A 19,476-nucleotide genomic window follows, 5' to 3' on the forward strand; every position below is an offset into this window, starting at 1 on the left:
TCAAAACTTCTTTTCTGCTGCTCGACCCGCGTTTTCGGCGATCTGATCCGTAACCCCATCCGGAGGTGTGTTCGTTGCGAATACCTCGTGGGACGGGACGGCCCAGGTGCGGCTTTGCGGGAGGGGGCGGCGAGTTGGAGGCGGACGAGCTTCTGTTGCTCGTGGCGGGCGGGGACCAGAAGGCATTCGAGGAGCTCTACGGGCTCGTCGCCGGGCCGGTGTTCGGGCTCGTACGGCGTGTGGTGCGTGATCCGGCGCAGTCGGAGGAGGTGTCGCAGGAGGTGCTGCTCGAACTGTGGCGGTCCGCCGCGCGCTTCGACCCGCGCCGGGGCAGCGCGCTGTCCTGGGTCCTCACCCTCGCGCACCGCCGTGCCGTCGACCGGGTGCGCAGCGCCCGCGCGGCCGGCGAACGCGAGCAGCGCGAGGCACGCCAGGCCCATCACCCCGCCTTCGACCAGGTGACCGAGGAGGTCGAGGCGGGCCTCGAACGCGAGTGGGTGCGCCGGTGCCTGGAGCGGCTGACCGAGCTCCAGCGCCAGTCGGTCACCCTCGCCTACTACGACGGCTACACGTACCGTGAGGTGGCCGAGCGGCTGAGCCTGCCGCTGGGGACGGTGAAGACGCGGATGCGTGACGGACTGACCCGCTTGCGGGAGTGCCTGGGAGGTGCGGCATGAGCCTCTTCCGCCGGGAGGATCTCCACTCCCTCGCCGCCCCGTACGCCCTCGACGCGCTGGAGCCCGCCGAGCGGGCCCGCTTCGAGCGGCACCTCAGGAACTGCGACAGCTGCGCGGCGGAGGTGCGCGCGCTGTCCGAGGACGCGGTACGGCTCGCGTGGTCGGCCGCCGCTCCGCCGCCGAGTGCGATGCGCGACCGGGTGCTGGCGGCCGTACGCGCCACCCCGCAGGAGTCCGCCGCACGGCCCGAGCCGGCCCGCGCGCGGCCGGAGCCGGCCCGCGCGCGCAGGTCGCAGTTGCCGCCGCACGTCTGGGGCACCCAGCCGCCGCCCCGGCAGAGCCGGCGTCCCCTGTTCGTGCCCTTCGCGACCGCCACCGCCGCCGCGGCCCTCGTCGTCGCCTCCCTGTTCGCCGTCCAGGCCAACCGGACCCAGGACGAACTGGACGCGCAGAAGGCCCAGGCCAGTGAGATCGCCCACGTTCTCCAGGCCGCGGACGCGCTCGCGACCCGGGGGCAGGACGCCCAGGGCCGAACGATCGGAGTGATCGCTTCCGCATCCGAGGGGCGCGCGGTCGTCACCCTGAGCGGGTACGGTGCGCCTCCGAGCGGCCGCGTGCGCCAACTGTGGCTCATGCGCCCCAACGAGCAACCGCGCTCCCTCGGGCTGTTCGCCGCCGACACGCCCTTGGTCGCGAGCGGACTCGACAAGTCGGCGACATCACTCGCTGTGACGGTCGAGCCCGACGGGGGATCACCACAGCCCACTACCCAGCCGGTTGTCCAACTCGCCCTGAAATCTGTTGGATTCGGAGAGTAATCATGGAGGGGTCGTCAACGCCCTTACGGGGAAGGTGAATCCTGTGACGCCGATACACGTGTGCCTCGACGGGGCGATAGGGTTACCCTGCCCGGGCCGGGTGGACTCGTACGGGTGGGGAGTGACATGGAACAGATAGCAGTGCGCAGGGCGAGGGTCCCTGCGATCACCTGCGGGAGCAGCGCGACCAGTTCGCGCCTCGACCGCCATCTCTCGGTGCTGTCGGGACCTGCTGTCCCGCAGCGGGAGACGGCCGAGGCGACGTCGCTGATGCTCGAGCTGACCGCGCGTGACACCAGCAAGCAGGAGCGCAGTGACAGGGGTGCACGGGTTCGCCGTGTCTCGCTGTTCGCGCCTCTGCGCCGACTGCGCCGTTCGCTGTTCGGCGGACACTGAGCCCTCGCCGCCCGGTATCGTGCTGCGATCCTGCCCGCCATCCCCACGGCATGCAGCACGATCCAGGTGAGTCGGCCGAGCGCGGGGCCCGTGCCCCGGCGCCCTCCCGTACGCAACACCTTTGGCATGCACGCCTCCGAGGTCGGCCCGGGCCCCGGCAGGGCCCGAACTCCCCTCCCGGCAAGAGGTGTTCAGCCTCCGCCGTGCGCGTACCTGCGTACGGCGAGCGGAGCGAAGACCGCGATCAGCACCGCACACCACATCAGTGACCCGGCGACCGGATGGGCCACCGGCCAGGCGGCCCCCTCCGGCACTGGAGCGTCGCCGAACAGGTCCCGCAGGGCCGTCGTCACCGCGCTGACCGGATTCCACTCGGCGAGGGCGCGCAGCCACCCGGGCAGCCCCTCGGTCGGGATGTACGCGTTCGACAGCGGCGGCAGGACGAAGGCGGCCCCGCCCAGCTGACCCGCGGCCTCCTCGCCGCCGGTGAGCAGACCGTCCTGGGCGGCCTGGAACATCCCGGTCATGATCCCGCTCGCCGCCGTCGCCACGAGCGGTCCCGGCACGAGGAAGGACCGGGGGGCTGTCCGGGGGCCCGGTGCGGCGCTGGTCGTGGCAGGTCGCGCCCGCGCGGCGGTAGCCGCAAATGCAATGCAGCCCCGCGCCCCCGGCGGGCTACAGCAACGTCAGTTGACCTTCGGGGCCCTCTTCGTGGCCGTCCAGGACCGACGCCGGGCGACGCGAGGACTCCGGCGCCGGCAGCACCCCCGCCTCGCGCAGGTCGGCCGTCGTGATCTGTGAGGTCAACTCGTCCTGGAGGGGCTGGAGATCCGCCAGCAGCGCCAGCACGGTGATCAGCTCCAGCAGTTCCGACGTCCACGTCTGCGGCCAGGTCGCCGGGCGGATCGCGGACAGGGTGCCCGGCTCCGGTTCCGCGACCCGGGCCGCGAACCACTGCTCCAGCACCCGTACCCCGCCCGCCTCGAAGTCCCAGGCCTCCGGCGGTACCGGGGACACGCGTCCCTCGTCCAGCAGCAGAGCCTCCTCGTCGCGGTCGTAGTCCAGGAGCAGGGGGCGGGACGGCAGGGGGGCGCGGACGTACGGGCGGCGGCCGCCGGGCAGCTTGGGGCGGTCACCGTCGCGGCGCATCAGCCACAGGGCGCGGTGGCCCGACTCGACGCCCCGCAGCCACAGTTCGGGGTCGGCGGTGAGCGGGACGGTGAGGTCCGGGCGGACCGCCGTCAGCATCCAGGCAAGCACGTCCAAGGGCTCCACCGGGACGCCGAGCCGGGTGCGCAGGTGCTCCAGGAGGCCCGGGGCCAGGTTCGGTTCGGTGCCGCCGGGGCGGCGGTACAGCGGGCGGACGCGGCCCGGGCGGAGCAGGGGGAGCAGCGAGGTCGCGAGGAGCCGGGGGCCCGGCCCGTCCGTGGGGGTCTCCACCACGAACACCTGGGCCTCGTCCGCCACCCGCCACAGCTCGGGCCGGGCCGCGTCGATCAGCCGGTGGTCCGGGATCAGCCACTGCTCGTCGAAGGGCGCGTGCAGGACCCGTACCGGCTCCGGGCAGGGGCCGGTGGCGCGGGCCAGCCTCTCCGTGCCGCCCGTGCGGCCCGGAAGCTGCCCGACCGCCGAGCGCAGGGTGCGGGACCGGGTCGGCTCGAACAGGGCCTCACGGTCGGGCCCCTCGGCCTTCAGCAGGGCGTCCCAGCGGGCCTTGAGGGACGCCGCGTCGGGGCCCGTCGGCCACCCCCGGCCGAGCCGCGGCGGTGCGACGGACCACGGCATGAGGTCCGCCAGCGGCGGAGCGTCGTCGTGCGTCACGCTGGGCATCGTACGGCCTTCCGCCGACAGGCAGCCGGGGCCGGTGGGCTCACGTGGCGTCCAGGGTGACCGTGAAGGAGAAGCGGTCCCCCCGGTAGTGGATCACCGCCGCGTCGAGGACCCGGCCCTGCGCGTCGTACGCCAGGCCCGTGTAGTGCAGGATCGGGCTGAGCAGCGGCACTTGCAGCAGCCGCGCCGTCTCCGGGTCCGCGAGCCGGGCCTCCACGGTGTCCGTGATGCGGCTGATGTCCGCCCCGACGACGTCCCGCAGCACCTTCGTCATCGGCCAGCGCACCAGGTCGGACGGGTCGATGAGCGCGGCCAGTTCGGGGCGGACGTAGTTGCGGGCGTGGTTGGTCGGCTCGCCCGTCCGCTCGTCGCTGCGCAGCCGGTGGTACGCCGTCACCTCGTCCAACTCGGGGAAGTGCTCGGCGAGTTCGGACGGCACGGCGGACTTGCCGTGCTCCAGCAGCTCGGTCGTCATACCGGACTGCTGGGCCACGATCGCGTCCACCGAGCCGAGCAGCCGGACCGGGCTGCCCCTTCTCGCGTCCGGTTCGATGAAGGTCCCCCGGCGCCGGTGACGGGTGATCAGCCCCTCGTCCTCCAGCTCCTTCAGCGCCTGCCGCATGGTCAGCACGCTCACGCCGTAGTGCCCCGCGAGCTGTTCCTCGGTGGGCAGGCGGAGCGGGTCCTGCGGGGAGCGGCCGAGTATCGAGGCGCGCAGGGACTGCGACACCTGGTACCAGAGCGGCAGCTTGCGGTTCAGGACGATCGAGTCCGGGGCGAAGGAGGTCACGGGCTATCCGTACCTTCCGCGGATCGGTCAGTGCAACGGGCGGAAGTGGCGTTCCAGGCCCCGCCACACGTCGTCGTAGTGCGACTGGAGGTGGTCCGCCCCGGCCGCCTGCGCGGTGAGGGTCACCGGCCAGCGCGTCTCGAACATGAACGCCAGCCCGTCGTCGACCTTCTGCGGCCTGAGCTCGGCCGCGCTCGCCCGGTCGAACGTCTCCCGGTCGGGGCCGTGCGCCGACATCATGTTGTGCAGCGAGCCGCCGCCCGGCACGAAGCCCTCCGCCTTGGCGTCGTAGGCGCCCTCGATCAGGCCCATGTACTCGCTCATCACGTTCCGGTGGAAGTACGGCGGCCGGAAGGTGTCCTCGCCGACCAGCCAGCGCGGCGCGAAGACCACGAAGTCGACGCCGGCCAGGCCCGGGGTGTCCGACGGGGACGTCAGCACGGTGAAGATCGACGGGTCGGGGTGGTCGTACGAGATGGAGCCGATGACGTTGAAGCGGCGCAGGTCGTAGACGTACGGCACATGGTTGCCGTGCCAGGCGACCACGTCGAGCGGGGAGTGGTCGTAGGTCGCCGACCAGAGGTTGCCGCAGAACTTGTTGACCACCTCCACCGGCCCCTCGACGTCCTCGTACGCGGCGACGGGGGCGAGGAAGTCGCGGGCGTTGGCGAGGCCGTTGGCGCCGATGGGGCCGAGGTCGGGGAGCTGGAAGGGGGCGCCGTAGTTCTCGCACACATAACCGCGGGCCGACTCGTCGAGCAGCTCCACACGGAAGCGCACCCCGCGGGGGATCAGCGCCACGTGTCCCGGCTCCGCGTGCAGCAGCCCGAACTCCGTGCGCAGCAGCAGTCCGCCGCGCTCCGGGACGATCAGCAGCTCGCCGTCGGCGTCGCTGAAGACGCGGTCCATGGAGTCGGTGGCGTGGTAGAGGTGCACGGCCATGCCGGTGCGCTGGGTGACGTCGCCGTTGCCGCCGAGGGTCCACAGGCCGGCGAGGAAGTCGGTGCCCTCGGGGGGCTCCGGCAGCGGGTTCCAGCGCAGCCGGTTGGGGTCCGGGACCGACTCCGTGAACGGGGCGGTGCGGATCCGGCCGTTGTGGGTGTGGGTGAACGCCGGGTGGGCGGCGGAGGGGCGGATCCGGTAGAGCCAGGAGCGGCGGTTGTGGGCGCGGGGCTCGGTGAACGCCGTACCGCTGAGTTGTTCCGCGTAGAGGCCGAGGGGGGCGCGCTGCGGGGCGTTGCGGCCCTGGGGGAGGGCGCCGGGGACGGCCTCCGAGGCGTGCTCGTTGCCGAAACCGGAGAGGTGGGCCAGGCCCTCGGCGGTCTTTCGTGCGTCCCCGTTCATGATCGCTCCCTTGCGGTCTGATTCCTATGGGACACCGTAGGATTGCGGTTTCATCGGCGCAAGGGGTCATTCCCTGGAACCGATTCCCCCGCCGTGACCTCCTCAGGGAGGACCAGGAGAACCAGACCCGAGGGGGATTCGCGTTGTCGGACCGGTGTTCTACGCTCCCCGGCATGTCGTGGACGCGGGGACTCCTTGCCCTGCTCGCGGTCTGTGTCCTGCTGGTGACCGGACCCGTGAGCTGTGGCGCCGATGGGGCACAGGAACGCAGGGACGGACAGTCGGTGTCACCGGTGGGCAAGGTCCTCGACGACACCGATCACGAGGGACGGCACTACCGGGAGGTCGACCAGGAGAACGCCCCCGACGTCGGCATAGTGGTGCAGCCGGACGCCGACGACGGCTGGACCGTGCGGCTGACCGTCGAGAACTTCACCTTCTCGTCCCCCGGTGCGTCGGCCAAGGCGGTCCCCGGCCGCGGGGTCGCCGTCCTCTTCGTGGACGACTGCCCCGTGACCACCCTGCGCACCCCGTCCTACCGCCTCGCGGCCGCGTACGTCCCGCAGGGCACCCACAAGGTCACCGCCCGCCTCTACGCCGACGACGGCACCGTCTGGGCCGTCGACGGAGCCCCGGTGGAGAGCACGGCGGACGTGACGGCGTCGGAGCCGCTGGCGATGGGCGACACGGGGGGTGTCGTGTCCGCCGGCACCCCGAGGGACGCGCGCGGGACGGGCGGGGGCGGCGCCGCGTCAGCCTGGCCGACGGTCGGGGCCGCGACCGGCAGTGCCCTGCGATCGTCCCTGGTCAGGCGCATGGGCAACGATGTCATGGGGCGGGTGTCGGCGAGGGATGCCGGGGGAGCCGTAGGGGAGGCCCGGCCCGGCGGCGGCACCCCGCCTCGGACGACCGCGAGGGACACCGACGGCTCGCCCTGGACGTCGCGGCTCGCGAGGGGCACCGGAGGTGGCGTCCCGGCCCCGCAGACCGGAATCGGCACCGGGACTACCGCCGTGGGCGGGCGGCCCGCGGTCGACGACGGCCCCGCGAGCGTGCAGGCGGACACGGTCATCGGCGACGCGGCCGAGGAGTGGGGGGCCGGTTTCGGTACCGGCGGCTGGATCCCCGCCTCGCAGGCCGAGGCCGAGGCCGAGGCCGAGGCCGTTGCCGGTGGCGCGAGCCCTGGTTCCCGACCCGTGCAGGCGGGTGCGGCTTCCGGCGTCGCAGCCCAGGATCCGCAGCTCACGTCCGGTACCGGCGGTGGCGTCCCAGCTTCACAGGCCCACCCAGCTGCTGGCAGTGCGGGCCCATCGCACACCAACAGGACTTCGCACCCCCGGCCCTCGCAGGCCCAGACGAGCCCGACCCCGGCACCTCGGTCCCCGCAACCGCACACCAGACCCACCCCCCGACCCCAGCTCACGCAGACCCAAATCAGCGCGACCCCCGAACCCCAGCAAACGCAGACCCGCACCAGCGCGACCCCCGAACCCCGGCCCACCCGGACCCACACCGGCACAACCCCGGAAATGCGGCCCGCGGCAGCATCGGCGGTGGTCGTGAGTGACGTGGGCTCCCCGGCCCGTACCTGGTGGCAGGGTTCACCGGACGACGGCGGAAAGGCATCATGAAGCCCGTGCCCCAAGCGACCTCGCTCCGCCGCGCCCCCGTGCAGCGGCGCAGTGCCGAACGGCTGACCAGAATCCTCGACGCCTGCGCCGACCTGCTCGACGAGGTCGGCTACGACGCCCTCAGCACCCGTGCCGTCGCCCAGCGCGCGGGCGTGCCCATCGGCTCGGTCTACCGCTTCTTCGGCAACAAGCGGCAGATGGCCGACGCCCTCGCCCAGCGCAACCTGGAGCGCTTCACGGCCGGCGTCACCGACCGGCTCAAGGAGTCGGGCCAGGACGGAGGCTGGCGCACGGCGATGGACGTCGTCCTTGACGAGTACCTCGCCATGAAGCGCACCGCGCCCGGCTTCTCCCTCGTCGACTTCGGCAACCAGATCCCGGTCGGCGCCCGGCACGCCGAGCCCAACCACCGCGTCGCCGACCGTCTCACCGAGCTCCTCTCCGGCTACCTCTCCCGCGAACCGGACGACGACCTGCGCCGCACCTTCCTCATCGCAGTGGAGACCGCCGACACCCTGGTTCACCTGGCCTTCCGGATGGCCCCGGAGGGCGACGAGCGGATCATCCAGGAGGCCCGGGAGCTGCTGCGCGCCTATCTCGCGCGGGTCCTGGACTGAGCCCGCCCCCGAAACCCCCTCCCCTCCATCCGTACCGGTCGGTATGCTCGCCCGGACAGGCACCGCTGCCCCGGGAGGACCCGTGTCCCGCACCGCTCTGCGTATCTGCCCCCTGTGCGAGGCCACCTGTGGTCTGACGCTCACCGTCGAGGGGACCCGGGTCACCGGCGCCCGAGGCGACCGCGACGACGTGTTCAGCAAGGGGTTCATCTGCCCGAAGGGCGCCGCCTTCGGGGCCGTCGACGGCGATCCCGACCGGCTGCGCACCCCGCTCGTGCGACGGGACGGAGAACTGCGCGAGGCCACCTGGGAGGAGGCCTTCGACGCGGTCGCCGCCGGGATCCGGACGGTCGTCGACCGGCACGGGGCGAACTCCGTCGGCGTCGTCCTCGGCAACCCCAACGTCCACACCATGGCCGGTGCCCTCTACCCGCCGGTCCTGCTCGCCGGCCTCGGCACCCGCAGCGTCTTCACCGCCTCCACGGTCGACCAGATGCCCAAGCACGTCTCCAGCGGACTGCTGTACGGCGACGCCAACGCCATCCCCGTGCCCGACCTCGACCGCACCGACCACCTGCTCCTCATCGGCGCCAACCCCCTGGAGTCCAACGGCAGTCTGTGCACCGCCCCCGACTTCCCCGGCAAGCTCAGGGCGCTCAAGGCCCGCGGCGGCACCCTCACCGTCATCGACCCCCGCCGCACCCGCACCGCCAAGCTCGCCGACCGGCACATCGCCGTCCGGCCCGGCTCCGACGCGCTGCTGCTCGCGGCGATGGCGCACGTCCTCTTCGAGGAAGGACGCGTGGACACGGGGGAGTTGGCCCCGCATCTGGAGGGGGTCGAGGAACTCCGGGCGGCCATGGGGGACTTCACCCCGGAGGCCGTCGCCGGCACCTGCGACGTCGACGCCGACACCATCCGCACCCTCGCCCGCGAACTCGCCGCCGCGCCCACCGCCGCCGTCTACGGCCGCATCGGCAGCTGCACCGTCCCGCACGGCACCCTCGCGAGCTGGCTCGTCGACGTGCTCAACATCCTCACCGGCAACCTCGACCGGCCCGGTGGCGCGCTCTTCCCGCAGGCGGCCACCGACCGGACGCCCCGGCCCGCGGGCCCCAGCCACGGCTTCGCGCTCGGCCGCTGGCACTCCCGGGTGAGCCGGCACCCCGAGGCCAAGGGGGAGTTGCCGCTGTCCGCGCTCGCCGAGGAGATCGACACCGCGACCGAGGAGGGCGAGCCGATCCGGGCGCTCGTCGCCGTCGCCGCCAACCCCGTGCTCTCGGCCCCGGACGGCGACCGGCTCGACAAGGCCCTCGGCTCGCTCGACTTCATGGTCAGCGTGGACCCGTACCTGAACGAGACCTCGCGCCACGCCCACGTCGTGCTGCCGCCGCCCCCGCCCTCGCAGAGCCCGCACCACGACTTCGCCTTCAACACCCTCGCCGTGCGCAACCAGGTCCGCTACACCCGCCCCGCCGTCCCGCTGGAGCCCGGCCGGATGGCGGAGACCGAGATCCTCGCCCGGCTGGTCCTCGCCGCGACCGGCATGCACGGCGCCGACCCGTCCGCCGTGGACGACCTCGTCATCGGCCAGACCCTCGGCAAGGCGGTCAAGGAGGCCCACTCGCCCGTGCACGGCCGCGAGCCGCACGAGCTGGCGGCACTCCTGGAGGGCGAGACCGGCCCCGAGCGGCGGCTCGACATGATGCTGCGCCTCGGCCCCTACGGCGACGGCTTCGGCGTACGACCGGACGGGCTGAGCCTCGCCAGGCTGCTCGCGCATCCGCACGGCATCGACCTCGGGCCGCTCGAGTCCCGGCTCCCGCAGCCGCTGAAGACCAGGAGCGGCAAGGTCGAACTGCTGCCGCGGCCGATCGCGGACGACCTGCCCCGGCTGCGTGAGGCCCTGAGTCACAGGGCCGAGGGGCTGGTTCTCGTCGGCCGTCGGCATCTGCGCTCCAACAACAGCTGGATGCACAACGTCCCCGCCCTCACCGGCGGCAGCAACCGCTGCACCCTGCACATCCACCCCGAGGACGCCGAGCGGCTGGGGCTGAAGGACGGCTCCCCGGTGCGGATCAAGGGCGCCGGGGGAGAGGTGGTCACCGAGGCCGAGGTCACCGACGGCGTGCGCCCCGGCGTGGTCAGCCTGCCGCACGGCTGGGGCCACGACCGCCCCGGCACCCGGCTCGGCCACGCCGCCAAGAACCCCGGCGTCAACGTCAACCAGCTCCTCGACGGCAGCCTGCTCGACCCCCTGTCGGGCAACGCGGTCCTCAACGGCGTGCCGGTGAAACTGGCCGCCGCGGCGACGCTGTGAGCAGTGCAAAGCTGTGACCAGCAGTTTTGCGCTTATTGCTCGCATGTCAACGTCTTGTTAACGCCACTTGACGGGTCCTAACGTCATCGCACTGCCGACTCCGGTGGGAGTTCAAGGGCGAACGTTAGGTATCCACTCATGCTGACCATCCTCGGCTTCGCCATGATCGCGACCTTCCTGGTCCTGATCATGATGAAGAAGATGTCGCCGATCGCGGCGCTCGTACTGATCCCGGCCCTGTTCTGCGTCTTCGTCGGGAAGGGCGCCAAGCTCGGTGACTACGTCATCGAAGGCGTCACCAGCCTCGCCCCCACCGCGGCGATGCTCATGTTCGCGATCGTCTACTTCGGTGTGATGATCGACGTCGGCCTCTTCGACCCGGTCGTGCGCGGCATCCTGAAGTTCGCGAAGGCCGACCCGATGCGGATCGTCGTCGGTACGGCGATCCTCGCCGCGATCGTCTCGCTGGACGGCGACGGCTCGACCACCTTCATGATCACCGTCTCGGCGATGTACCCGCTGTACAAGCGCCTGAAGATGAGCCTGGTCGTGATGACCGGTGTCGCCGCGATGGCCAACGGCGTGATGAACACGCTGCCCTGGGGCGGTCCGACGGCCCGCGCGGCCACCGCGCTGAAGCTCGACGCCAGCGACATCTTCGTCCCGATGATCCCGGCCCTCGCCGTCGGCCTGCTGGGCGTCTTCGTCCTCTCGTACGTCCTCGGCATGCGTGAGCGCAAGCGGCTCGGCACGCTCACGCTGGAGGAGGTCCTGGAGCCGGCGGAGGCCGAGACGGTCCTGGTCGGCGCGGGTTCCGGCACCGGTTCCGGCTCCGCCGACAGGAAGGCCCCGGTGGCCACGGGTGGTGCGGGCTCCGGCACCGACGCCCCCGAGGAGGGCGACGCGGAGCGCTTCCAGGTCCTGGACCCCAGCCGGCCCACCCTGCGTCCCAAGCTGTACTGGTTCAACGCGCTGCTCACGGCCACCCTGCTCACCTCCATGATCATGGAGTGGCTGCCGATCCCGGTGCTGTTCCTGCTCGGCGCCGCGCTCGCGCTCACCGTGAACTTCCCGCACATCCCCGACCAGAAGGCCCGTCTCGCCGCCCACGCCGACAACGTCCTCAACGTCTCCGGCATGGTCTTCGCCGCCGCCGTCTTCACCGGCGTCCTCCAGGGCACCGGAATGGTCGACCACATGGCCCGCTGGATGGTGGACGTCATCCCCGAGGGCATGGGCCCGCACATGGCCCTGGTCACCGGCGTCCTGAGCCTGCCGCTCACCTACTTCATGTCCAACGACGGCTTCTACTTCGGTGTCCTGCCGGTCCTCGCCGAGGCCGGCGCGGCGCACGGCGTCTCGCCGCTGGAGATGGCCCGCGCCTCGCTCGTCGGCCAGCCGCTGCACATGTCGAGCCCGCTCGTCCCGGCCGTGTACGTCCTGGTCGGCATGGCCAAGGTGGAGTTCGGCGACCACACCAGGTTCGTCGTCAAGTGGGCGGCGCTCACATGCCTGTTGATCCTCGGGGCAGGAATCCTCTTCGGAATCATCTGATCCGCTTCTGTACATCCAGGAGGACAAGACCATGGCGCCCGGTGGGAACCGCGGCTGGCTGCTCCGCCTCGTCATCGCCTTCAGCTTCGCGCAGGGGGCGGTGTCGATGGCACGGCCCGCCGTCTCCTACCGGGCCCTGGCGCTGGGTGCGGACGAGCGCGCGATCGGTGTCATCGCGGGTGTCTACGCACTGTTGCCCCTCTTCGCCGCCGTACCGCTCGGCCGTCGTACGGACCACGGGCGGTGCGCGCCGCTGCTGCCGGTCGGCGTGGTGCTGATATCCGGCGGCTGCGCCCTCAGCGGCCTCGCGGACTCCCTGTGGGTCATGGCCGTCTGGAGCGGGGTGATGGGCCTCGGCCACCTCTGCTTCGTCATCGGTGCGCAGTCCCTCGTCGCCCGTCAGTCCGCCCCGCACGAACAGGACCGCAACTTCGGCCACTTCACCATCGGCGCCTCCCTCGGCCAACTGATCGGCCCGGTCGCCGCGGGCGCGCTGATCGGCGGTCCGGACATGGCGGGCACCAGTGCGCTCGCGCTGCTCGTCTCGGGCGCCGGGGCGGCGGTCGCGTGCACGTCGCTGTGGCGCATCGAGCACCGCGACACGGCGGCCAAGTCCCGTACCGGGCAGGGCGACCGGGTTCCGGTCGGACGCATCCTGCGGTCCCGGGGCGTGCCCGGGGGCATCTTCGTGAGCCTGTCCGTGCTGTCCGCCACGGACATCCTCACCGCGTACCTCCCGGTGGTCGGCGAGCACCGGGGCATCGCCCCCTCGATGATCGGCCTGCTGCTGAGTCTGCGTGCGGCGGCCACGATCGCCTGCCGTCTGGTGCTGACGCCCCTGCTACGGCTGCTGGGGCGCGCGTTGCTCCTCACCGTGACGTGTCTGCTGGCGGCGCTGCTGTGCGCGGGCATCGCACTGCCGGTCCCGGTGTGGGCGCTGGCCGTCATGCTCACGGTGCTCGGCTTCTGCCTCGGCGTGGGGCAGCCGCTGTCCATGACGACGGTCGTCCAGGCCGCCCCGGAGGGCGCCCGCTCCACCGCCCTCGCCCTGCGGCTGACCGGCAACCGCCTCGGCCAGGTCGCGGCACCGGCCACCGCGGGCCTGGTCGCGGGACTCGTGGGCGTGGCCGCGCCGTTCGTGATGCTCGGGACGTTGCTGCTGCTGTCGGCGGGGGTGGCCCTGCGGTCACCCGGACGGTCCGAAGGCGCCGGGCCGACCGCCGGGAAGCGGCCGGAACGCCGGGGATTGCGCCGCACGAGCGATATCTGACGGCGCGCCGGGCACCGATGCGGTCCACCGTCGCGCGCATGAAGGAGAGTGCTGCCGAAAGAGCGATTTGTATGGAAATCGTCTGAATCGGAGGAGCGCGCATGCCCACCCTGACACTCCCACGTACCTTCCGCGTCCGAGCGGGCGCCACGGTCGTCCTCACCGCCCTCGCCGCGGCCGGCGCGTCGTGGGTGGCGGCACCGACCGCGTCCGCCGCGGGCGAGAACGGCGACATCCGGATCCATCACGTGGGCGTGCCTTTCGGCGTCTCGAAGGATGATCCCCGGGTCTGCAAGTTCTACCTGGACGCCGTCAACTTCGACGTCCTGACGACCATCGCGTACACCATCACGCCCCAGCCCCCGCTGCCCACCGCCGCCACCGTCGCCGGCACCATCCAGCTCGCCGGGGGCGCCGGGCACACCGACCCGCTGGGGGTGGCGGACGGCCAGTACAAGCTCACCTGGATCGTGGCGGGAGCCCCCAAGGAGAAGGTCTTCCGCGTCAACTGCCACGACGGCAAGCGCGACGGCGAACGCCGGGCGGGCGACCAGATCGAGGACCAGCAGGGCGGGGGCTGGGGGCACAACGAGGCCGGCGGCCCCAAGGGCGGTGTGCACGCGGGCGGCGGCGGTCTCGTCGACACCGCGGCCGCGTTCGCGCCGGTCACCGCCGCGGGGGCCGTCGGCCTGGTGGCGGTCGGCGCTGCCGCGTACTTCCGGATGAACCGCCGTCGGCCCAATGGCGCCGCGTAGGCGCAGACGCAGGCCCTGGTACCGGACCCGCGCCTACCGCCTCACCAGGACGGCCCTGCTCACGGTCGTCCTGGTGACGGTGGGGGTCCGGTGCACGGGTGACGGCGAGTCGACCGCGCCGGGCGGGCCCGGCCGGCCGGACGCCGTGGCGGCCGCCGGCCCGGAAGCGGAGCCGGCCGACGAGCCGGCCCCCTCCGCCCGCCCCACGCGCACCCGCACGCCCCCGCCCCGCCCGCTGTCCCGGTCCCGGCCGACGGCCTTCCGCATCCCGTCCCTCGGCATCGACGCCCCGGTCATGGGCCTCGGGCTCACCAAGGGCCGGGAGCTCGCGACCCCGCCGGTCGACAAGCCGAAACTCGTGGGCTGGTACCGGGGCGGCGCCACGCCCGGCGAGTCCGGTACGGCGATCGCCGTCGGCCACCGCGACACCAGGACCGGCCCCGCCGTCTTCGCCGCACTCGGCCAGGTGAAGCCCGGCAAGGTGATCGAGGCGGTGCGCGCGGACGGCCGTACCGCCGTCTACACCGTGGACCGCGTCAAGATCTTCGACAAGTCCGGCTTCCCCGACAAGGAGGTCTACGGCCCGGCCCGGCGCCCGGAGCTCCGCGTGATCACCTGCGGCGGCCTCTTCAACCGGCGGACGGGCTACAGCAGTAACGTCGTCGTCTTCGCCCACCTCACCCAGACCCGCGAGCCACGAGCACCGAGGAACACGCCGGCGCCGAAGAGCGAGGGCCCGCCGGAGACCGGGGGCGTGCCGGCGAGCGGGGATCCGCTGAAGGCCGGGGACGCGCCGGGGAGTCGGGCTGCGCCGACGAGCGGGGGCGTGCCGGGGAGCGAAGGTGCACCGGCGAGCGGGGATCCGCTGCGGGCCGCAGCCGAGCCGGGAGGCGGGAGTGCCCAGGCGGGCGGAGAAACCACGGTCGGTGTGCCGGGAAATGACGGAGTGTCGGCGAGTGGCACCCCGCCGGGTGCGGGCGGGGCGGTGCCGCAAGGTGGCGGGATGCCGGCGAGCCGGGCCGGGACGCCCGTGAGCGGGACCGTGCCGGGAAGCGCAAGCGGTGCGGCGGGCACAGGAGTTGCCGGGAGCACGGCGGTGCGCTGAGGGGAGCGGGGGCTCCCGGTGAGCGGACCGGCGTACTGAATCCGGGAGTCCGTTTTCTCGCGGGCTGGACCGTAGCTCCCGATCTCGCCCAGTCTCTTCCCCCGGCCGCACGCATTCCGTTAACTTCCGTGACTCACAGCCCCGTACGACCCGCACGGGGCCTCCCGACCGCGGAGCACCAGCGCCTGAACCAGCCCCCGGGGGCACCGTCATGACACGCGCCATATCCCTGCACGACGTGAGCAAGACCTACACCCGGGGCGCCCGGGTGGTGGACCGGCTCTCGCTGGACATCGCGCCCGGCGAGTTCCTCGTCCTGCTCGGCCCCTCCGGCTGCGGGAAGTCCACCGTGCTCAGGATGATCGCCGGGCTGGAGGAGATCACCGAGGGCCAGCTCAGGCTCGACGGCGAGTACGCCAACGACCTGCTGCCCGCCGAGCGCCGGATGGCGATGGTGTTCCAGAACTTCGCCCTCTACCCCAACATGACCAGCCGGGGGAACATCGGCTTCCCGCTGCGCATCGAGGCCCCCGACGAGGACCCCCGGGCCCGCGTGGACGCCACCGCGCGCATGCTGGGCATCGAGGACCTCCTCGACCGCTACCCGGGCCAGCTCTCCGGCGGGGAACGCCAGCGCGTGGCGATGGGACGGGCCATCTCCCGCCGCCCCTCCGCCTTCCTCATGGACGAGCCGCTGTCCAACCTCGACGCCAAGCTCCGCAACCACCTGCGCGCCGAAATAGCCGGGCTGACCCGGGAGCTGGGTGTCACCACGGTCTACGTCACCCACGACCAGGCCGAGGCCATGTCGCTCGGCGACCGGGTCGCCGTCCTGCGCGGCGGAGTCCTCCAGCAGGTCGGCACCCCGCGCTCGGTGTACGCGCTGCCCCGCAACGTCTTCGTCGCCGCCTTCATCGGCACCCCCCGCATCAACCTCCTGCGCGGGGTGGTCCGGGCCCCGCTGGACGGCGCGATGACCATCAGCCTCGGCAAGCAGTACCTGCGGCTGCCCGAACCCCTGTCCCTGGACCACCAGTTGCTCCGCGTCCAGCAGGGCCGCGAGGTGATCGTGGGCCTGCGCTCGGAGGCGATCCGCATCGCCAAGCGAACCTCGGCCCGACCCGGGGAGATGCCGATCACCGGTCTGGTGGAACACGTGGAGTTCCAGGGGCACGAGGTCCTCGTCCACTTCAACACCGGCTCCCGCCCCGCCGTCGTCCCCGAACTGGAGGCCCCGCGCCCCGCCGCGCGCCCGCCCCGGCGCCGCCGCCGCGAGGGCACGGTCCTGGACCGCCTGAGAGAGCGCGCGATCTCCCGCCGTGCGGGCCCCGTCGTGGTCCTGGAGGACCCCCCGGCCCCTGCTCCCGAGCCCGCCTCCGCCGACCCCCGTCTCCCCGGCGACCTCGTCGTCCGCACGACCCCGGACATCGACCTGCGCCGCGGGATGCAGGTCCCGCTCCTCGTCGACATCTCCCACCTCTTCGTCTTCGACCAGCACGGCGACCGCATCTGCCCGTCTCCGGACCATCTGCCGGACCTGGACGAGTGAGGGCGGACGCGGGGGCGACGGGGCGAAGGGGTCTCTACGGTCCGGCGGAGTGAACCGGGGGCGCGGCACTCGTACCCGGCCGCCTCCTCGCCGCTGGGCAGGTGCGCGACCTCACCACGCCCAAGGGCCTCCTCGCCGGCGCCCCTTCCGCCGGGAAGCCGTGGCGCGGGTGGACGGGCGGGCCCGTGTGGACTTCTGATGTCCGTGGACGGTCCGGTCCTGCTCTGGCGCGAAAAAACTATCGTCGCTAGTTTATGAGGCCGGACGACGACACGGCACGGCCCAGCCCGGGAGGACGCACCATGAAGGCGCACGACGGCATGTACATCGACGGCGAGTGGCGCCCGGCCGCCGGCCCGGACGTGATCGAGGTCGTGAACCCGGCCGACGAGCAGGTCATCGCCCGGGTTCCGGCCGGCACCGCCGAGGACGTCGACAGCGCCGTACGGGCCGCCCGTACCGCCCTCCCGGCCTGGGCCGCGACCGCTCCGGCCGAGCGGGCCGCCCGGCTGGCCGCCCTCCGGGACGTCCTCGCCGCCCGCAAGGACGAGATCGCCGAGACGGTCACCGCGGAACTCGGCTCACCGCTGAAGTTCTCGCAGAACGTCCACGCCGCCGTCCCCGTCGCGGTCGCCGCCTCCTACGCCGAGCTCGCCGCGACGCACTCCTTCGAGGAGAAGCTGGGCAACTCCACCGTCCACCTGGAGCCGGTCGGCGTGGTCGCCGCGATCACGCCCTGGAACTATCCCCTCCACCAGATCGTCGCCAAGGTCGCGCCGGCCCTCGCCGCGGGCTGCACGGTCGTCCTCAAGCCCGCCGAGGACACCCCGCTGGTCGCCCAGCTCTTCGCCGAGGCGGTCCACGAGGCCGATGTCCCGGCCGGGGTCCTCAACCTGGTCACCGGACTCGGCCCGGTCGCGGGGCAGGCCCTCGCCGAGCACCCGGACGTCGACCTGGTCTCCTTCACCGGCTCCACCGCGGTCGGCCGGAAGATCGGCGCCACCGCCGGTGCCGCCCTGAAGAAGGTCGCCCTGGAGCTGGGCGGCAAGTCCGCCAACGTCATCCTGCCCAGCGCCGACCTCGCCAAGGCGGTCAACGTCGGCGTCGCCAACGTGATGTCCAACTCCGGCCAGACGTGCAGCGCCTGGACCCGGATGCTCGTCCACCGCGACCAGTACGACGAGGCCGTCGAGCTCGCCGCCACCGCGGCCGCGAAGTACGGCGAGCGCATCGGACCCGTCGTCAACGCCAAGCAGCAGGCACGGGTGCGGGGTTACATCGAGAAGGGTGTCGCCGAGGGCGCCCGGCTGGTCGCCGGCGGTCCCGAATCCCCCCGCGAGCAGGGCTACTTCGTCGCCCCGACCGTCTTCGCCGACGTGACCCCCGAGATGACGATCGCCCAGGAGGAGATCTTCGGCCCGGTCCTGTCCGTCCTGCGCTACGAGGACGAGGAGGACGCCCTGCGCATCGCCAACGGCACGGTCTACGGCCTCGCGGGCGCCGTATGGGCCGGTGACGAGGCGGAGGCGGTGGCCTTCGCCCGCCGGATGGACACCGGGCAGGTCGACATCAACGGCGGTCGCTTCAACCCCCTTGCCCCCTTCGGCGGTTACAAGCAGTCGGGCGTCGGCCGCGAGCTCGGCCCGCACGGTCTCGCCGAGTACCTCCAGACCAAGTCCCTCCAGTTCTGAGGAGTCTTCCCGTGGTTCGTGCCGCCGTCCTTCCCGCCGTGGGCGCTCCCCTGGAGGTCGTGGACATCGACCTCCCGGACCCCGGCCCCGGCCGGGTCCGGGTCCGTCTCGCCGCCGCCGGGGTCTGCCACTCCGACCTGTCCCTGTCCAACGGCACCATGCGCGTCCCCGTCCCGGCCGTCCTCGGCCACGAGGGCGCGGGCACCGTCGTCGCCGTGGGGGAGGGGGTCACCGGGGTGTCGCCCGGCGCCGGGGTCGTCCTCAACTGGGCCCCCTCCTGCGGTGGTTGCCACGCCTGCTCGCTCGGCGAGGTCTGGCTGTGCGCCAACGCGCTGAACGGCGCCGCCGAGGTCCACGCCCGCACCGCCGACGGCACCGACCTGCACCCCGGCCTGAACGTCGCCGCGTTCGCCGAGGAGACGGTCGTCCCCGAGTCCTGCCTCCTGCCCCTCCCCGAGGGCATCCCGCTCACCGACGCCGCCCTGCTGGGCTGCGCGGTCCTCACCGGCTACGGCGCCGTCCACCACTCGGCGCGGGTCCGCGAGGGCGAGACGGTCGCGGTGTACGGGGTCGGGGGAGTGGGCCTGGCCGCGCTCCAGGCCGCCCGGATCGCGGGCGCGTCGAAGATCGTCGCGGTCGACGTCTCGCCGGAGAAGGAGGAGCTGGCGCGCGCCGCCGGAGCCACCGACTACGTGATCGCCTCCGAGAACACCGCCCGCGAGATCAGGGGTCTCACCGGCAAGCAGGGTGTCGACGTCGCCGTCGAGTGCGTCGGCCGCGCGTCGACCATCCGCACGGCCTGGGACTCCACCCGCCGCGGCGGCCGTACGACGGTCGTCGGCATCGGCGGCAAGGACCAGCAGGTCACCTTCAACGCCCTGGAGATCTTCCACTGGGGCCGCACCCTCGCGGGCTGCGTCTACGGCGACTCCGACCCCGCCGCGGACCTCCCGGTGCTCGCCGAGCACGTCCGGGAGGGCCGCCTGGACCTCGGGATGCTGGTGACCGAGCGGATCGCCCTGGACGGCATTCCGGCGGCCTTCGACAACATGCTGGCGGGCAAGGGCGGCAGGGCCCTCGTGGTGTTCTGACCGCCGGTCGCCCGGAGCCCGCCACACGGAGTCCGGGC

The 19,476-nt window shown here is 72.8% G+C and carries 15 protein-coding genes and 2 pseudogenes; 13 read left to right on the forward strand and 4 right to left on the reverse strand.

Translation table 11 applies throughout. From position 1 onward, the window contains the following. Positions 1-134: 134 nt before the first annotated feature. From ACIQJT_RS38700 to ACIQJT_RS38710, 3 genes are all read left to right on the forward strand, one after another. Positions 135-677 carry a sigma-70 family RNA polymerase sigma factor gene (locus ACIQJT_RS38700; RefSeq protein WP_402650273.1) on the forward strand — a complete coding sequence of 181 codons (543 nt, stop codon included), beginning with the start codon at positions 135-137 and terminating at the stop codon, positions 675-677. Further along, entirely contained in the window at positions 674-1,495 is an 822-nt protein-coding gene (locus tag ACIQJT_RS38705) for an anti-sigma factor domain-containing protein (protein ID WP_402650274.1), read from the forward strand. Before ACIQJT_RS38700 ends, ACIQJT_RS38705 begins: the two co-directional genes overlap by 4 nt. Before the next feature lie 126 nt (positions 1,496-1,621). Next, complete coding sequence (locus ACIQJT_RS38710) at positions 1,622-1,891, forward strand: hypothetical protein (protein ID WP_053852397.1); 270 nt, start codon at positions 1,622-1,624, stop codon at positions 1,889-1,891. 191 nt (positions 1,892-2,082) lie between these two features. On the opposite strand, the pseudogene ACIQJT_RS38715 reads toward ACIQJT_RS38710, so the two are convergent. The 4 genes and pseudogenes from ACIQJT_RS38715 to hmgA all read right to left on the reverse strand — a co-directional run. After that, a pseudogene (locus tag ACIQJT_RS38715) lies at positions 2,083-2,499 on the reverse strand (hypothetical protein); the annotation flags it as partial. Positions 2,500-2,566: 67 nt separating this feature from the next. Next, a complete protein-coding gene (locus tag ACIQJT_RS38720) occupies positions 2,567-3,721 on the reverse strand; it encodes a type ISP restriction/modification enzyme (protein WP_402650275.1) in 1,155 nt (384 codons plus the stop codon). 40 nt (positions 3,722-3,761) lie between these two features. Next, the gene (locus ACIQJT_RS38725) at positions 3,762-4,511 is read right to left on the reverse strand and encodes a GntR family transcriptional regulator (RefSeq protein WP_053852392.1); all 750 of its coding nucleotides are present in this window, start codon (positions 4,509-4,511) and stop codon (positions 3,762-3,764) included. Between the two features lie 27 nt (positions 4,512-4,538). Then, positions 4,539-5,855, reverse strand: a complete 1,317-nt coding sequence (hmgA, locus tag ACIQJT_RS38730) for a homogentisate 1,2-dioxygenase (protein ID WP_365457501.1) — start codon at positions 5,853-5,855, stop codon at positions 4,539-4,541. Positions 5,856-6,028: 173 nt separating this feature from the next. Between hmgA and ACIQJT_RS38735 the strand changes: the two genes are divergently transcribed. From ACIQJT_RS38735 to ACIQJT_RS38780, 10 genes and pseudogenes are all read left to right on the forward strand, one after another. Beyond that, positions 6,029-7,486: a hypothetical protein gene (locus tag ACIQJT_RS38735; RefSeq protein WP_402650276.1), complete on the forward strand. Its 1,458-nt coding sequence runs from the start codon at positions 6,029-6,031 to the stop codon at positions 7,484-7,486. Beyond that, on the forward strand, positions 7,483-8,103 hold the full coding sequence (locus ACIQJT_RS38740; protein ID WP_402650277.1) for a TetR family transcriptional regulator: 621 nt from the start codon (positions 7,483-7,485) through the stop codon (positions 8,101-8,103). Before ACIQJT_RS38735 ends, ACIQJT_RS38740 begins: the two co-directional genes overlap by 4 nt. Before the next feature lie 82 nt (positions 8,104-8,185). Then, positions 8,186-10,423: a molybdopterin oxidoreductase family protein gene (locus ACIQJT_RS38745; RefSeq protein ID WP_402650278.1), complete on the forward strand. Its 2,238-nt coding sequence runs from the start codon at positions 8,186-8,188 to the stop codon at positions 10,421-10,423. A 138-nt stretch (positions 10,424-10,561) separates the two neighbouring features. Next, positions 10,562-11,977, forward strand: a complete 1,416-nt coding sequence (locus ACIQJT_RS38750; RefSeq protein WP_365457510.1) for a citrate:proton symporter — start codon at positions 10,562-10,564, stop codon at positions 11,975-11,977. A gap of 31 nt (positions 11,978-12,008) precedes the next feature. Continuing rightward, positions 12,009-13,247, forward strand: a complete 1,239-nt coding sequence (locus ACIQJT_RS38755; RefSeq protein ID WP_402650279.1) for an MFS transporter — start codon at positions 12,009-12,011, stop codon at positions 13,245-13,247. Between the two features lie 101 nt (positions 13,248-13,348). After that, positions 13,349-14,002, forward strand: coding sequence for a hypothetical protein (locus ACIQJT_RS38760; protein WP_402650280.1), 654 nt, complete (start codon positions 13,349-13,351; stop codon positions 14,000-14,002). Further along, a pseudogene (locus ACIQJT_RS38765) lies at positions 13,989-14,696 on the forward strand (class F sortase); the annotation flags it as partial. The gene ACIQJT_RS38760 and the pseudogene ACIQJT_RS38765, both read left to right, overlap by 14 nt. A 622-nt stretch (positions 14,697-15,318) precedes the next feature. Then, complete coding sequence (locus tag ACIQJT_RS38770; protein WP_402650281.1) at positions 15,319-16,656, forward strand: ABC transporter ATP-binding protein; 1,338 nt, start codon at positions 15,319-15,321, stop codon at positions 16,654-16,656. A 302-nt stretch (positions 16,657-16,958) separates the two neighbouring features. Continuing rightward, complete coding sequence (locus ACIQJT_RS38775; protein WP_402650282.1) at positions 16,959-18,347, forward strand: aldehyde dehydrogenase family protein; 1,389 nt, start codon at positions 16,959-16,961, stop codon at positions 18,345-18,347. 11 nt (positions 18,348-18,358) lie between these two features. Next, positions 18,359-19,438 (forward strand): Zn-dependent alcohol dehydrogenase, encoded by a 1,080-nt coding sequence (locus ACIQJT_RS38780; RefSeq protein WP_365457522.1) that lies wholly within the window; start codon positions 18,359-18,361, stop codon positions 19,436-19,438. The last annotated feature ends 38 nt before the right edge of the window (positions 19,439-19,476 follow it).

It is taken from the genome of Streptomyces sp. NPDC091972 (assembly GCF_044756385.1).
Lineage (GTDB): Bacteria > Actinomycetota > Actinomycetes > Streptomycetales > Streptomycetaceae > Streptomyces.

Bases quoted from the DNA above. Each gene is read 5' to 3' on its own strand.
- ACIQJT_RS38705 (WP_402650274.1), top strand. From the start codon at position 674: ATGAGCCTCTTCCGCCGGGAGGATCTCCACTCCCTCGCCGCCCCGTAC.
- ACIQJT_RS38710 (WP_053852397.1), top strand. From the start codon at position 1,622: ATGGAACAGATAGCAGTGCGCAGGGCGAGGGTCCCTGCGATCACCTGC.
- ACIQJT_RS38720 (WP_402650275.1), bottom strand. From the start codon at position 3,721: ATGCCCAGCGTGACGCACGACGACGCTCCGCCGCTGGCGGACCTCATG.
- hmgA (WP_365457501.1), bottom strand. From the start codon at position 5,855: ATGAACGGGGACGCACGAAAGACCGCCGAGGGCCTGGCCCACCTCTCC.
- ACIQJT_RS38735 (WP_402650276.1), top strand. From the start codon at position 6,029: ATGTCGTGGACGCGGGGACTCCTTGCCCTGCTCGCGGTCTGTGTCCTG.
- ACIQJT_RS38740 (WP_402650277.1), top strand. From the start codon at position 7,483: ATGAAGCCCGTGCCCCAAGCGACCTCGCTCCGCCGCGCCCCCGTGCAG.
- ACIQJT_RS38750 (WP_365457510.1), top strand. From the start codon at position 10,562: ATGCTGACCATCCTCGGCTTCGCCATGATCGCGACCTTCCTGGTCCTG.
- ACIQJT_RS38755 (WP_402650279.1), top strand. From the start codon at position 12,009: ATGGCGCCCGGTGGGAACCGCGGCTGGCTGCTCCGCCTCGTCATCGCC.
- ACIQJT_RS38760 (WP_402650280.1), top strand. From the start codon at position 13,349: ATGCCCACCCTGACACTCCCACGTACCTTCCGCGTCCGAGCGGGCGCC.
- ACIQJT_RS38770 (WP_402650281.1), top strand. From the start codon at position 15,319: ATGACACGCGCCATATCCCTGCACGACGTGAGCAAGACCTACACCCGG.
- ACIQJT_RS38775 (WP_402650282.1), top strand. From the start codon at position 16,959: ATGAAGGCGCACGACGGCATGTACATCGACGGCGAGTGGCGCCCGGCC.